This window comes from Bacteroides sp. GM023 (assembly GCF_014750685.1).
In the GTDB taxonomy this organism is placed as follows: Bacteria; Bacteroidota; Bacteroidia; order Bacteroidales; family Bacteroidaceae; genus Bacteroides.
This window is the reverse complement of the sequence record NZ_JAAXGE010000002.1, coordinates 852,945-866,678: the sequence shown is the minus strand read 5'-3', so window position 1 is coordinate 866,678 and position 13,734 is coordinate 852,945. Positions and strand designations below refer to the sequence as shown.

At 42.8% G+C, this 13,734-nt stretch carries 10 protein-coding genes; 4 read left to right on the top strand and 6 right to left on the bottom strand.

Features of this window, described 5'->3' with window-relative positions; all coding sequences use genetic code 11:
- Positions 1-4: 4 nt before the first annotated feature.
- Positions 5-1,360 carry a DUF2851 family protein gene (locus HC965_RS05810; RefSeq protein ID WP_191030564.1) on the bottom strand — a complete coding sequence of 452 codons (1,356 nt, stop codon included), beginning with the start codon at positions 1,358-1,360 and terminating at the stop codon, positions 5-7.
- 83 nt (positions 1,361-1,443) lie between these two features.
- On the opposite strand from HC965_RS05810, the gene dapB reads away from it, so the two are divergent.
- The 4 genes from dapB (at position 1,444) to HC965_RS05790 (ending at position 5,416) form a co-directional block, all read left to right on the top strand.
- Positions 1,444-2,208 carry a 4-hydroxy-tetrahydrodipicolinate reductase gene (gene dapB / locus HC965_RS05805; protein WP_191030563.1) on the top strand — a complete coding sequence of 255 codons (765 nt, stop codon included), beginning with the start codon at positions 1,444-1,446 and terminating at the stop codon, positions 2,206-2,208.
- Between the two features lie 34 nt (positions 2,209-2,242).
- On the top strand, positions 2,243-3,727 hold the full coding sequence (gene lepB / locus HC965_RS05800; protein ID WP_191030562.1) for a signal peptidase I: 1,485 nt from the start codon (positions 2,243-2,245) through the stop codon (positions 3,725-3,727).
- Positions 3,728-3,818: 91 nt separating this feature from the next.
- On the top strand, positions 3,819-4,757 hold the full coding sequence (lepB, locus tag HC965_RS05795; protein WP_191030740.1) for a signal peptidase I: 939 nt from the start codon (positions 3,819-3,821) through the stop codon (positions 4,755-4,757).
- Between the two features lie 20 nt (positions 4,758-4,777).
- Positions 4,778-5,416, top strand: coding sequence for a WbqC family protein (locus HC965_RS05790; RefSeq protein WP_191030561.1), 639 nt, complete (start codon positions 4,778-4,780; stop codon positions 5,414-5,416).
- Positions 5,417-5,555: 139 nt separating this feature from the next.
- Here HC965_RS05790 and HC965_RS05785 read toward each other — a convergent pair whose 3' ends face one another.
- From HC965_RS05785 to HC965_RS05765, 5 genes are all read right to left on the bottom strand, one after another.
- On the bottom strand, positions 5,556-6,452 hold the full coding sequence (locus HC965_RS05785) for an Rpn family recombination-promoting nuclease/putative transposase (protein WP_191030560.1): 897 nt from the start codon (positions 6,450-6,452) through the stop codon (positions 5,556-5,558).
- 125 nt (positions 6,453-6,577) lie between these two features.
- Positions 6,578-8,290, bottom strand: a complete 1,713-nt coding sequence (locus HC965_RS05780; RefSeq protein WP_191030559.1) for a DUF5597 domain-containing protein — start codon at positions 8,288-8,290, stop codon at positions 6,578-6,580.
- Positions 8,291-8,483: 193 nt separating this feature from the next.
- The gene (locus tag HC965_RS05775) at positions 8,484-9,014 is read right to left on the bottom strand and encodes a hypothetical protein (RefSeq protein ID WP_223854735.1); all 531 of its coding nucleotides are present in this window, start codon (positions 9,012-9,014) and stop codon (positions 8,484-8,486) included.
- Between the two features lie 865 nt (positions 9,015-9,879).
- Positions 9,880-11,187 carry an ATP-binding protein gene (locus HC965_RS05770; protein ID WP_191030558.1) on the bottom strand — a complete coding sequence of 436 codons (1,308 nt, stop codon included), beginning with the start codon at positions 11,185-11,187 and terminating at the stop codon, positions 9,880-9,882.
- Between the two features lie 211 nt (positions 11,188-11,398).
- A complete protein-coding gene (locus tag HC965_RS05765) occupies positions 11,399-13,645 on the bottom strand; it encodes a glycoside hydrolase family 3 C-terminal domain-containing protein (protein WP_191030557.1) in 2,247 nt (748 codons plus the stop codon).
- Positions 13,646-13,734 lie beyond the last annotated feature (89 nt).

Here is a 13,734-nt window from a genome sequence, read left to right as displayed (position 1 = left end):
ACGGTTACTTCTTTCTCAAGTATTCATATCCGAAACGGCAGAATAAGCATTTTCGTTTATCACAATACTCTTTCTGCAACTGTATCAACGCCTGGCTATCCGCAGCAGAAGCTACCGGTAGCCCGGCGTTGCTCCATGAACGAATAATATGGTTATCTTCCGCATTCAGCTCTTCCAAGAAACGACCGGCACGTTCACACATCCGCTCGTCCGCTTTATGCAAGCCATAGGTATATAGAAAAGGAATCACCGTATTTATGATAATCAGGTTTTTCGACCTCTCTCCCAACGGTTTCTCTTTTTGCGGGGAGATACGCCCGAATATAAAATGACTTTCCCAATAAGCGGAAGTGCGGGTAGTCAGCAACTCCCTGACTTCCGGCAATGTTTCAGCTTCCAGCAATCGAGAGAACAGCTTATCTCCTTTCTGATAAAGATAAGCCAGCTGTGCCAGGCGGATATGAGGAAGGTTTTCCGGGCGAAGCCGGAGAAAACGCCATAATGTAGCGTCCATCATCTGATTAAACTCAAACTTTCGCTGCAAATAACGGAACTCTTTGCAAAGGCGAAGACTGTATTCGTCTTCTTGTTCTTTATTCTGTACTTTTTCCTGTCCCTTATTCTTTTCTTGACTCTTTTCCTTATTTTTGCCCTTATTCTTTTCCTTATTCAGAAACGTATCTTCGAGCAGTCCTGCCATGCCATAGAAGAAGGCTTCTATCTGGAATAAATCATTGCGGTGCTTATCCATTGCGCGGAACGGGAGTAAACCTGCCCATGTTTCAAAAGCATCCCCATTCAGTCCGAATCCGAAATTGCGAGCGATAGTGATGAAGAAAGCATCTTCCCAATTGTTGTTACAATGTTCAAGACGCTGTGATATTAATTGAGCCTTTTGCTCCAATCGTTCGGTTTGTAAGGCAGTCAGCCAGGAATGGATGGTAAGTTTGGGCAAGGAAGCAAGGACGGAGTAACAAGCGGGATACTGGTCAGCAGTGCAAAGTTCATGATAATGGGATTTCACATCTTCAGGACAGGTTAATACAAGTTGTGGAATCTGTTCGCCGTTAGTGCGGGCTATTTCTTCGTCCGCTTCTCCCACTACATGGAGAATTACCGAATCGTAAGTCTTGTCGCAATGATGTCCGTGGCGAAGCCAGTCTGAAGCATGTGAGTGTATCTCTATGTTTCCCACCCATAGAGTGCCGTTTATTTTTAGTTTTGCATTGAAAAAGTCGGGGCCGGCGTTTGGATTTTGAAGACCGGAATCAATAACTTCTACCGGTAAGCCCTTCGTGGTTTGCAGTACTTTCAGAGGAAATAATTTATGTTTCCACACGTAGTGGAGAAGGTGTTCCATGTTAACAAGACGTTAATGTGCGCTGCAAATGTAATAAAAATCTTATCTTTGCGACTATTATTTTGAATATAAGTCAGAAAACAATGAAAATAGCACTAATCGGTTACGGAAAAATGGGCAAGGAAATAGAAAAGGTTGCCCGTAGTCGCGGACATGAAATCGTCTGCATCATTGATGTCAATAATCAGAATGACTTCGAGTCGGAAGCGTTCAAATCTGCCGATGTAGCCATAGAATTTACCAATCCGATGGTAGCTTACAGTAATTATATAAAGGCTTTCAAGGCCGGAGTGAAACTGGTATCAGGCAGCACCGGATGGATGGAAGAGCATGGCGAAGAAATCAAGAAACTTTGTACGGAAGGGGGAAAGACACTTTTCTGGTCGTCCAATTTCAGCCTGGGAGTTACCATCTTTACCGCCCTTAACAAGTACCTGGCCAAAATAATGAACCAGTTCCCCGGTTATGATGTCACGATGAGTGAAACACATCATATCCACAAGCTGGATGCCCCCAGCGGGACAGCTATCACACTGGCTGAAGGCATTTTACAGAATATAGACCGCAAGGACAAATGGGTGAAAGGAACATTCGCAGCACCGGACGGTACCGTCAGCGGAACCAACGATTGCGCAGCCGACGAACTTCCTATCGCTTCTATCCGCGAAGGAGAAGTTTTCGGCCTTCATTCCGTTCGCTATGAGTCTGATGTAGACAGCATAACTATCACGCATGATGCCAAGAGCCGTGGCGGATTTGTATTGGGAGCCGTATTGGCTGCCGAATATACAGCCCAACACGAAGGCTACTTGGGTATGAGTGATTTATTCCCGTTCCTGAACGACTAAATTTCAGAACCTAGTTCTAAATAAATATACCATTATGAGACAAGCCACACGCGCACAATGGATTAAATGCGCCATTGCTATCCTACTTTATCTCGTCTTCCTGCTTTGGGTACGAAGCTGGTGGGGATTGATTGTTGTTCCCTTTATTTTCGATATTTATATTACCAAGAAAATACCCTGGTCTTTTTGGAAGAAGTCGAAGAATACGACTGTCCGCAGCGTTATGAGCTGGGTAGATGCCATCGTCTTTGCGTTGGTAGCCGTCTACTTCGTCAATATCTATATCTTCCAGAACTATCAGATTCCTTCTTCTTCCCTGGAGAAATCATTGCTGGTAGGCGACTTCCTGTATGTGAGCAAGATGAGTTACGGTCCACGTGTACCGAACACTCCGCTTTCCATGCCACTGGCACAACATACACTGCCGCTCGTCAATACCAAATCATATATTGAATGGCTGCAATGGAAATACAAACGGGTTCCGGGATTCGGCAAGGTGAAGCTGAATGACATTGTTGTGTTCAACTTTCCGGCAGGCGATACGGTAGCTGTCAATTACCAGCAGGCTACAGACTTCTATACACTCGCCTACGGCGAAGGACAACGCATCTACCCCAAACAAATTGAAATGGACAGCCTGACCCGCGCGCAGCAACGTGCCATTTATGATTTGTACTATGCTGCCGGACGGAAGCAGATTATGAGTAATCCACGCAGCTACGGAGAAGTTTTATGGCGTCCGGTAGACCGCCGCGAGAATTACGTAAAACGTTGTGTAGGCCTGCCCGGTGATACGCTTCAGATTGTAGAGGGTCAAGTGATGATTGACGGCAAAGCCATCGAGAATCCCGAAAACCTGCAATTCAACTATTTCGTACAGACCACCGGCCCGTATATCACAGACGATATGTTCCGCGAACTGGGTATCAGCAAAGCCGACCAAATGCTGATTGAGGATTCCGGTTGGGAAATGGGACTGTTGGAAATGGGACTGGACAGCCGGAACGCACAAGGCAGACTGAACCCCGTATATCATCTCCCGCTGACCAAAAAGATGTATGAAAGCCTGACAGGCAATAAAAAACTTATCAGCAAAATCGTAATGGAACCGGAAGATTATGCAGGACAAATGTATCCGCTGAATCTTTATACCAAGTGGAACCGCAACAACTACGGTCCTATATGGATTCCTGCCAAGGGAGCTACCATTACTCTGACAGAAGACAATCTTCCTATCTACGAACGTTGTATCGTAGCTTACGAAGGCAACAAACTGGAAATCAAGCCTGACGGCATCTACATCAACGGCGAAAAGACCGACCAGTACACCTTTAAGATGGATTATTACTGGATGATGGGTGACAACCGTCACAACTCTGCCGACTCTCGTTACTGGGGCTTCGTTCCCGAAGACCACGTAGTAGGTAAACCTATTGTTGTATGGCTATCACTTGACAAAGACCGCGGATGGTTTGACGGCAAGATTCGTTGGAACCGCCTGTTCAAGTGGGTAGACTAAGCAGATTCTATGTTTTAGACGCGTCTAAAATTCCCGATAAAGAGTCCGGCTTTCCCGTGGATAAACGTATATACGAGATTAGAGTAATATGATAAACTTTCGTAAATACAAATGGATATTAGCATTTGCCGGAGCAGTAGTCGTCGTGCTTCTGCTCCGGGGATTTGCTTTTACGTCCTGCCTTATCCCTTCCGCCGGCATGGAGAACTCCATTTTCCAAGGCGAGCGCATCTTAGTCAATAAATGGAGCTACGGACTGCGGGTTCCTTTTATGACGCTTTTTTCTTATCATCGCTGGGGCGAACGTCCCGTGCAGCAGCAAGACATCGTTGTATTTAATAATCCTGCCGGTATCCGGCAGCCGGTCATTGACCGCCGGGAAGTCTATATCAGCCGTTGTATCGGCGTTCCGGGTGATACCTTACTGGTAGATTCCCTTTTCTCCGCCACTTCTCCCGAATCGAAGCTCAATCCCGACAAGAAAAGGCTCTACGCCTACCCTGTCTCCAAAGAAAACTTGATTACCTCGCTCATGCACACACTATCCATCACCGATGACGGACTGATGGGAAGCAGTGACAGCACTCATGTACGCAGTTTCAGCCGGTATGAATATTACCTGTTGGAGCAGGCTATGAACGAGCAAAACTGGCTACAGCCTTTATCCCGAAAAAAAGATATTGAACTGAAACCGCTGATTATCCCCGGCAAAGGGAAATATATCCGGGTATATCCCTGGAATATCACCTTACTGCGGAATACTCTCGTAATGCATGAGGGCAAACAGGCGGAAATTAAGAACGATACGTTATACGTAGACGGAAAACCTTCACAACATTGTTATTTCACTAAAGATTACTATTGGATGGGGGCAAACAATACCATCAACTTATCCGATTCGCGCCTGTTCGGATTCGTCCCGCAAGACCATATCATCGGGAAAGCCTCTGTCATTTGGTTTTCCAAGGAAAAAGGAACAGGCTTGTTTGACGGATACCGATGGAACCGCTTCTTCAGAACGGTAAAATAAAAGACGCCCGAACGCATAAAATGAAAGAAATGAAAACAGCTTATTTATCTTCAGCTTATCTCGCTCCTGTTGAGTACTATACTAAATTACTGGCTTACGACAAGGTATTCGTAGAGCAGCATGACCACTATATCAAACAGACGTACCGTAACCGTTGCACGATTGCCGGTCCTGGCGGAGAGTTAGCTCTTTCCATCCCGACAGTAAAGCCCGATACACTGAAATGTCCGATGAAAGACATTCGCATCTCCGACCACGGTAACTGGAGACACTTGCATTGGAATGCGATTGAATCAGCTTACAACAGCACTCCTTTCTTTGAATACTACAAGGACGATTTCCGCCCTTTCTATGAGAAGAAATATGAGTTTTTGGTCGATTTCAACGAAGAAATTTGCCGGTTGGTCTGCGAACTGATAGATATTCATCCTGATATGGAACGTACCTCTGAATATAAGATAGAATTCACTCCCGAAGAAGTCGATTTCCGGGAAGTTATTCATCCTAAGAAAGATTTTCGGACAGCGGATACAGAATTTGTCCCGCAGTCCTATTATCAGGTTTTTGAGTCCAAACTAGGCTTTCTTCCCAATTTGAGCATTATAGATTTGCTGTTCAATATGGGGCCTGAAAGTTTGCTCGTACTCGGGAAACGTTAAGCATACAAGGAAAACGTTAAGCATACAAGTAAGAGTAGGATTAGAGCAAACTTGTTTAGCTTTATTTTATATCAATAATATCTCTATTAAAGGCGTCAAAAGCATGACAAAATGATACAATTCTACTTTTGACGCACTCTTATAATTTCAATATCTCTTCTGATGACAATCCGGTAACCTCATGGATAGTGTCTATATCCAATCCCTTTAATTTCAAGTTCTTGGCAATTTCTATTTTGCCTTCCATCAATCCTTCTACACGTCCTTCAGCACGACCTTCCACGCGTCCCTCCATTCTACCTTCCAATTTCGCCCCATCCAATACATCATTTTGTATCATAATGGCACTCAAGTGTTCATCATAAGCATGTCGTTCTGCCGGAGACATATTATAATAAATTAGTTTTTTACGAGCTTCTCCCAAGCCTGGTGCTTTGGTATCGGGACGGATACAACCCGTTTTCAGATACTCAATCCATTCCTCCAAAGGAGTGACGGCCGCTTTATTGAATTCATTTACACGAATCAGGAAATATTCAGGGAATATTTCTGCAGGAAGTTTACGGACAAGGGCATCCTTTTCCTTGGTAGTCACTTCAAGATGGTCACCGGTATGTACTCCGGTGAAGCTATTTTGTCCATGATATAAGTAGTCATTCCCTTTGCCTATATCAAAGTACAAAATACTAATAGAATAAATCTTTTTCACCTCATAGTAGCGTTCACCAAGGGAAATATGCTCTGTGATTGCTTTTGCGACTCCATAGAGAATACGCTCCAAGTAATACAGTTCCCGGGTATTTTGAATTTCTACAATGATAATTTCATCTTTACTGTTTCTAGCTTTAATGTCTACACGATTAAATTTATCATCAATAGTCTGCTGATTACTTTCACTTTCCAGCAGTTCAATAATCTTCACATCTTCTCCAAGAAGAACGGTTAAAAAGCCTTCTAGTACACCAAAGTTTGCTTTCTGCCGAAGGAGTCTCTTTACAGCCCAGTCAAAGCGTATATATCTATCCTGCTGTTCCATATCAATCTTTTTTAGTTATGACAAAGCTACGATTTTTTTCTGATAACCGAACTAAAAAAGATGAAAACCTACAGGGCTACAAATAAATAAGATAAGTCGCCAGTATCCTTGTTATTCAGCCCTCTTTACTTATACTCGTATAGCTTCACATGCAGAATACTAAACTCACCAACGGGAATACGTACATGTCTCCCCTGATGATCCTGGTCGCCATTCAAACGCCGGATATATTTCAAGGAACCGTCTTTGTTGACACTCACTTCGTCTACGGAACCAATACCTGCCCGCACACTGCCTTGCCAGGTATTTTCCTGATTCTGTTTTTGCACCTTTCCGCCTACACTGACAAAGCCGTCCTCACCTAGTGCTTGTGAACTTTTCACTTTATCCTCTCCTTTCTTCTTGAATTCGAGAACCAATCCACTTCCGGCAACGATATACTCATTCGGAGCCAGGCGGAGCAGAATTCCGCCGCCTTCCGGCCATACACTACCATCACGGGCACGAGAATCCCAAGGTAGAGTAAAATAGTGACGACAGGTAATTTCCAAATCATCATATGACAGTATCCGTTCCTTGTTCTCACCGTCAAACAAAAGGCCGTTCATCATTCCTTTGCCCTGATATTTGGTTAATAAAGGCATTAACTCCTTCAGTTTGCCATAACTCTGTACTAAAGGAGAGTCCGCCTTGTCCGAACCACTTTCGATAGAGAAAGGACAGAAACCAATCGCGTCATGTTCGCCAAATACATAGAAAGCACGTACACCGTCGTTATCTTCCAATCGTATTTCCGGGATAAAGAGCGGATTATTGTGCAGTTTATACTTCGCTACCCAATTCACGAAACCTTTATCATACAGGTCGGGAGCCAGGAAATCAATGTTGGGGGCACCGTAGTGCCATACGTCTATCAAATGAGCCAATGGCCCTGCTGACGGGTATTCACCCGGTTTTCTTCCGCGGCTGTTCATCGCAGCATTGACATACAGGGGGACATTATGAATAGAACGTGCAATCTTAGCCATCCGTTCCACATATTGGGCATATGACCAAGCCATAAATAATTCATCCGTGTACACATCTGCACCGAACACTTCCTGCCAAGTCCCTTTCTTCTTGAATCCCTGACTCTCCCATTTTGCCAGCATTTCAGGGTGGAGTTGCTTCTTGTTCTTCTGCAAATAGTCGATGAAAAGGGGCGGAACAGGTGCATTAAACAGTTTATCCGCTTCCTTGGAGTAATCGCGGGCATCTTCCAACATTCCGATTTCGTTTTCTATTTGAACCATGACGACTGTTCCTTCTTTGTCAATGCTTGCTATATGCTTCATCCATTCAGAGAAAGCCTTGCTATCTGCCTGGAATACATTTTCAGAGAAAGAACTGGCTATTTCAAGCGGTTTTCCGGCTTTCGTATAGGCACGGGGATATTTCTTATAGTCTTTCTTGAACCATAGCGGAGCATAACAACTCATGGAGTTTTTCCAGGCGCCAAACCAAAGAAAAACGACTTTCAAATCATTCGCACGAGCTTGTTGAATCACTTTATCTGTTAAGGTAAAGTCGAATGCACCTTCCGTGGGTTCTGTCAAGTCCCAGTAGGCAGGAACTAAAACCGTATTCAATCCCATACGTTGTAATTTTGGGAAAATACGTTCTATGTCTTCGATGGATGAAGCCGAAGAATTTCCCAATTCACCGCCAATAATCAAGAAAGGATTTCCGTCTACAACAAGTTGAGTGGCACTTCCTTGTTTCTGCAAATACGGAAGTTTCTGCTGTGCCTGAAGAGGCAAAATGGAAAGAAATAAAATCCAAATGAATGCGTTTCTCATAAAAGTTTGTTTTAATCATTTTGTCTGTAGGCAAAGTTACGACAATAAAAAAAAGGAGCACCAAATGGTAAGCTCCTTTTCTATCGAACAGGTTACAGATGCTTTTTCTTAGGTTACATCTCTATTTTATCTATCATTTATCACTTAATTTTTAGTTGAAAATAGGGGATGATAGAGTGTAGTTCGGTAGTCATTATACGTTTACTGTTTCGCTATCTTTCTCTTCGTTAGTTCCTGTATCCAAAGTTTCTGTATTCAAGGTTTCTGTATCCAAGGTTTCTGTATCCAACCGATTCAGCAAGTATCTAACATTTAGAAGATGTATGTCATTAGTCCAACCCATCTTCTTAAATTGCCAATAGTTTTTAGTCGTATTTATGATACAATTCATTAAAACAGCTACCATATCGGCACCTTGCTGACGATTGGCTTTGGAAACCAATGTGTCCATCATGTACGTCCCGAATCCTTTAATCACCTCTTTCACACTAATAGACTTATAACAACGAATGGCATCGAAAGCTGCCACATTACATCTAAGTACTTTAGCCAAATCTTCCAGTCGCTTTCGATCTGTGCGTTCCAGCAAATAGCTTTCAGGATTAATAAAACGATTGAGAGTCAGATAGAAAGTCATCATTTCATCATCTGATGAAAAAATGGCATGCATGAATTGAGTTGCGTCCCCCGGGCGAACTTGCTGATTGTTTAAAACTTCTTCCATAAGAATTTTAATTAAACGGTGAATAAATTAAGTTCAATGGGGCGAAACAGAAAGGTAGTTTTAGAAAATAAAAGAAGCGGTTCCGCCTGTCCCATTGCTCTTTTCTCATTCACACAAGGCAGCAGGTGCATTAACACTCTACATGGGGGTGCGGAACCGCCCATATAGAATGAACCGGACAGGCATAAAAATGCCTGCCACAATTACAAGGCAGGTTTCCAGCCTTGTGTGATTTTGAAAAAGAGCATTACAAAGATAAGATATAAATCAGAAAAGGAAAAAGAAAATCAATATATTTTGAAGTTCATAGTAATAAACTCAATAAAGACTTCCGAGAACGAATCTACAACTATAAGAAGCATTTAGAGGGTTCACAGATTTCACCTTTGAATTAACAGCTATAAATCAGCGACTTATGGTGACGTAAAGCATTAAATATAGAAGAAAACGTCCTTCACCTCCTTCACATCGTATAAGGTTGCCTTACAACGTTTATTGGATATATAGATGCAATGTGTTGGACATATAGTTCCAACGTCTTGGATATATAGATCCTGCGTCTTGGATATATATACCCAACAACTCAGGTATTAATATCCTAGGTACAGGGTATTAATACCTGACAGTTCAAGTGTTAATAGCTGACAGAACATTTGCTTATAGCATATTTCGTTTTGATTATAGCATAATGATTTTTGCTATAAGCATATTCGTTTTTGATTATAGCATATTTAAAAAAACAGGTGAAGGGTGTGAAGGCTAGTGCATGCTGATTTTTATGCTTTTCTTCACCATAACGCTCTGGATTATAGTTGTTCAGCGAGAAGTGAAACTTGTGAACCTTCGTTTGTAAACTATTAAAGAGTTACATATCTCTTAATGAGAACCCACGATATTCAATCTGATAATCGGCATATTGTTGAGCTATCGCTACCGCTTTATTCTCTAAGATGTGTAAATTAATACGTGTTTCATTCCTTTTCACTTCACCTATCAACATACGCTTTTCGAAATCATTCACTGCCACAATATCAATCTCATTCTCGCCCTTTCTATCCCAATAACCTTGTACATCAGAATACTCCTTAGATTCAGCCAGACAAACACGAAAATATTTTTCCAATACGCTTCCACTGAATGTTTCATAGTCCCGCTCAACAATTTCACGTACATAATCCAAATTGCCAATCTCAACAGCACTACGATATTTATAGACGAACCTGAACCAAAACCGAAGAAAGTTATCTTCTATTTTATACTTATTGTTCCGACTTCCCTCCTTAGCCATAAAAGGGCGTGTACGTCTAATCAAATTATACTCATTTTCCAACTTATCCAAATAACCACCTACAGGCATATTTAACGTACTCTCAATATCCCCTCTGGAAGTTTTGGACGAAGCTATCAATGACAAAACAGAAAAATAATTTGTATAATCCCGACCGAATTCCTCTATCAACACATCTTTTCCTTCTTCCAGAAAATAGGAACCTTCTGCGAGCACCGTATTTAATATCTTATCCTTAGTAAAAGCTTTGCGTACAACCAATTGCTCAATATATTTCGCAACTCCACCCGTTATCATATAAAATGCCAACAAATCTTCTGACGTATATCGGGGATGATAGTCATGTAGTATTTCCTTTAAGGTGGACATATCAAAAGGTTTCAAATGTATTCGGGAAGTCACCCGACCATAAAGAGGCTCCTTGGCATTCTCAAATATTTGTTTCATCATGGAATAAATAGATCCACAAAGTACCAAATTAATCTTGCTTTCCTCTTTTGTTGAATCCCAAATATTCTGCATATCACTGAATACGGATGGATTCAGATTTCTGAACTCTTGAAATTCATCTATAATCAACGTAAAGTTCAAACGTTTGGAAAGTTGCATGATTACTTTAAATAATTGAGAAAAGCTTGTAAACTGCCCCAAAGTCTCATGCAGTTTCATCTCGACTTCATTGACAAACTCTTCGCAAAGCAAAACCTCGTTTTTTCGCCCAACAAAAAAATAAAGCACAGGAGTCTTCATAAACGCGTTCTTCAAAAGCGTAGTCTTACCAATACGACGACGACCTACCATCATTGTCATCTGTGCATACTCGGAAGAGAGTTCTTCAATCTCTTGCAATATCTCTATTTCATGTTTCCTATCGTAGAATTTCATAAGCTATCTATTAATTAACGCAACAGCGGTTACTGTAACAGCGGTTGCGTTAATGCAAATATCACAATTATTCTGCTGAATTCCAAAAGGAAACCATCTTTTCTAATAGCAATTTAGAAAACTTTCAAAGAAAAAGGAGAATGTTACTCCCATCTTGATAAGACAGTAACATTCTCCCAACAATCCATTTTTACCAATCAAATACTTATACCTATTTTAATTCAAAGGGTACAATTCCCTTCATATCCCTTGATGAACTTCCGATAATTGCTTCAAACTTGCCCGGTTCGGCTACCCATTCGTGTTTTGCATCATCAAAGAAGCTCAAAGCTTTTTTGTCTATCGTCAATGTGACGGCTTTCTCTTCTCCCGGAGCCAACTTTACTTTCTTGAAACCTTTCAGTTCCTTTACCGGACGGGGTAGAGAAGATTTCTTATCGCTGATATAGAGCTGGACAACTTCCTGTCCTTCACGTGTGCCGGTGTTCTTCACATTGACAGTGAAGGAAATCGTATCATCGGCTGTCATTGTTTTCTTGTCAGCCGAAGGCTTTCCGTAAGCAAACGTGGTGTAGCTCAATCCGTGTCCGAAGGGGAACAACGGTTTGATTTTCTCTTTATCCGCCCAGCGATAACCTACAAAGATATCCTCGTGGTAGGTTGCGTTAATTGTATCCCCTCTGTGTTTCGACTTTGCCAGTTCCTCCTTATTGCCCGGATATTCACCTAATTTATGAGCACCCACGTCTTCCAACTTTGCGGGGAATGTGAAAGGCAATTTTCCGGAAGGGTTAGTGTCGCCTACCAATACAGAAGCAAGAGCCGTTCCGGCTTCCGAGCCCAGGAACCAACCCTGAACGATGGCAGGAACTTCGTTCACCCAAGGCATAGCCACCGCATTGCCGGAGATATTGACAACAATCAGGTTTTTGTTGACCTTTGCCAATTCGCTGATTACTCTGTCCTGTGCATAAGGCAAGCCCAAAGAAGCACGGTCTGAGTCCTCACAATCCTGATGGTTGCTCTTATTCAATCCGCCGAAGAAGATAACGTAATCCGCATCTTTAGCCACTTGCAGAGCCTCAGCAAGAAGTTCATCTTCCGAACGGTCGTCTTTCAAGTTCTGACCGGTTTTCACGCCGTTATATTCTCCTGTCGGGTCGCCTACATAGCCACGGGCATACACCACTTCGGCTTGCGAGCCTACACGGTTCTTTAATCCATCCAACGGGGAAATCTCGTACTTCACTTTCAAGGAAGAACTACCACCGCCCACTGTCATCATCTTAATGGCGTTTTCACCGATAACGGCAATCTTCTTCGTCTTATTCAGGTCGATAGGCAGCACGTTATTGTTGTTCTGCAAAAGGACGATTCCTTCTTCGCCTATCTGACGACCGGCTTGTCCGTGTTCGGGAGAGCCTAACGAACCGAATGGTTTATTCGGGTCCATTGATGTACGGAAAATCAGGCGAAGGACATTACTTACCTTTTCGTCCAGTTCTTTGGTTCCTACTTTACCCTCTTTTATCAGTTTCAGGTAAGGGAAGGCGAGATAATAATTATCATAGGCGTTGCTTGTTCCGGCAGACAGGCCGTTTGTCCATGAACCAAATTCCAAGTCCAAGCCGTTGTAGATAGCCTGTTCGGTATCATGTACACCACCCCAGTCGGACACTACTACGCCGTCAAAGCCCCATTCATCGCGAAGAATGTCTTTGAGCAGGCGTTTGTTGTGGCAGCCGTGTTGTCCCTGATAAAGATTATAAGAGCCCATAATCGACCATGTTCCGCCTTCCTGAACGGCAGCTTTAAAAGCAGGCAGGTATATTTCATACAGGGCACGGTCGCTTAGATGTACGTTAGTAGTATGGCGGTTGAATTCCTGGTTGTTCAGCGCGTAATGCTTCACACAGGCCGCTACCCCATTCTCCTGTACTCCTTTGATATAAGGAACTACCATTGTGGCAGACAAGTAGGGGTCTTCACCCATATATTCAAAATTACGTCCGTTCAGGGGAGTACGGTAGATATTCACGCCGGGGCCTAAAAGGATGTCTTTTTTACGGTAGCGTGCTTCTTCACCGATACTTTGTCCATAAAGGTGGGACATTTCGGGATTCCATGTGGCAGAGAGACAAGTCAAGGCGGGATAAGCGATGCAAGAGTCGTTTGTCCATCCTGCCTGATCCCATTCATCCCATAACACTTCGGGACGGATGCCGTGAGGACCGTCGGTCGCCCATACTTCGGGAATTCCCAAGCGGGGCACTCCTGCCGAACTGAATTTGGACTGTGCATGAATCATCTTGACCTTTTCTTCAAGGGTCATCCGGTTCAACGCATCTTTCACTCGCTCTTCGATTGGTTTGTTCGTATCCAGATACACCGGCTTTTGCGCTAAGGCAGGCAGTGCGGTCATCATAGACAAACCAAGTAACATTGCTTTGAGTTTCATATTTTATTTATGATATAAGAAATAAGTTATCATTTCAGGTTATATAATATATAGACACGAAAATAAGGGCGCCCAGTAGTCATTTCTGT

Bases quoted from the DNA above. Each gene is read 5' to 3' on its own strand.
- HC965_RS05780 (WP_191030559.1), bottom strand. From the start codon at position 8,290: ATGAGAAACGCATTCATTTGGATTTTATTTCTTTCCATTTTGCCTCTT.
- HC965_RS05775 (WP_223854735.1), bottom strand. From the start codon at position 9,014: ATGGAAGAAGTTTTAAACAATCAGCAAGTTCGCCCGGGGGACGCAACT.
- dapB (WP_191030563.1), top strand. From the start codon at position 1,444: ATGAAAATAGCACTAATCGGTTACGGAAAAATGGGCAAGGAAATAGAA.
- HC965_RS05785 (WP_191030560.1), bottom strand. From the start codon at position 6,452: ATGGAACAGCAGGATAGATATATACGCTTTGACTGGGCTGTAAAGAGA.
- HC965_RS05810 (WP_191030564.1), bottom strand. From the start codon at position 1,360: ATGGAACACCTTCTCCACTACGTGTGGAAACATAAATTATTTCCTCTG.
- lepB (WP_191030562.1), top strand. From the start codon at position 2,243: ATGAGACAAGCCACACGCGCACAATGGATTAAATGCGCCATTGCTATC.
- HC965_RS05790 (WP_191030561.1), top strand. From the start codon at position 4,778: ATGAAAGAAATGAAAACAGCTTATTTATCTTCAGCTTATCTCGCTCCT.
- HC965_RS05765 (WP_191030557.1), bottom strand. From the start codon at position 13,645: ATGAAACTCAAAGCAATGTTACTTGGTTTGTCTATGATGACCGCACTG.
- HC965_RS05770 (WP_191030558.1), bottom strand. From the start codon at position 11,187: ATGAAATTCTACGATAGGAAACATGAAATAGAGATATTGCAAGAGATT.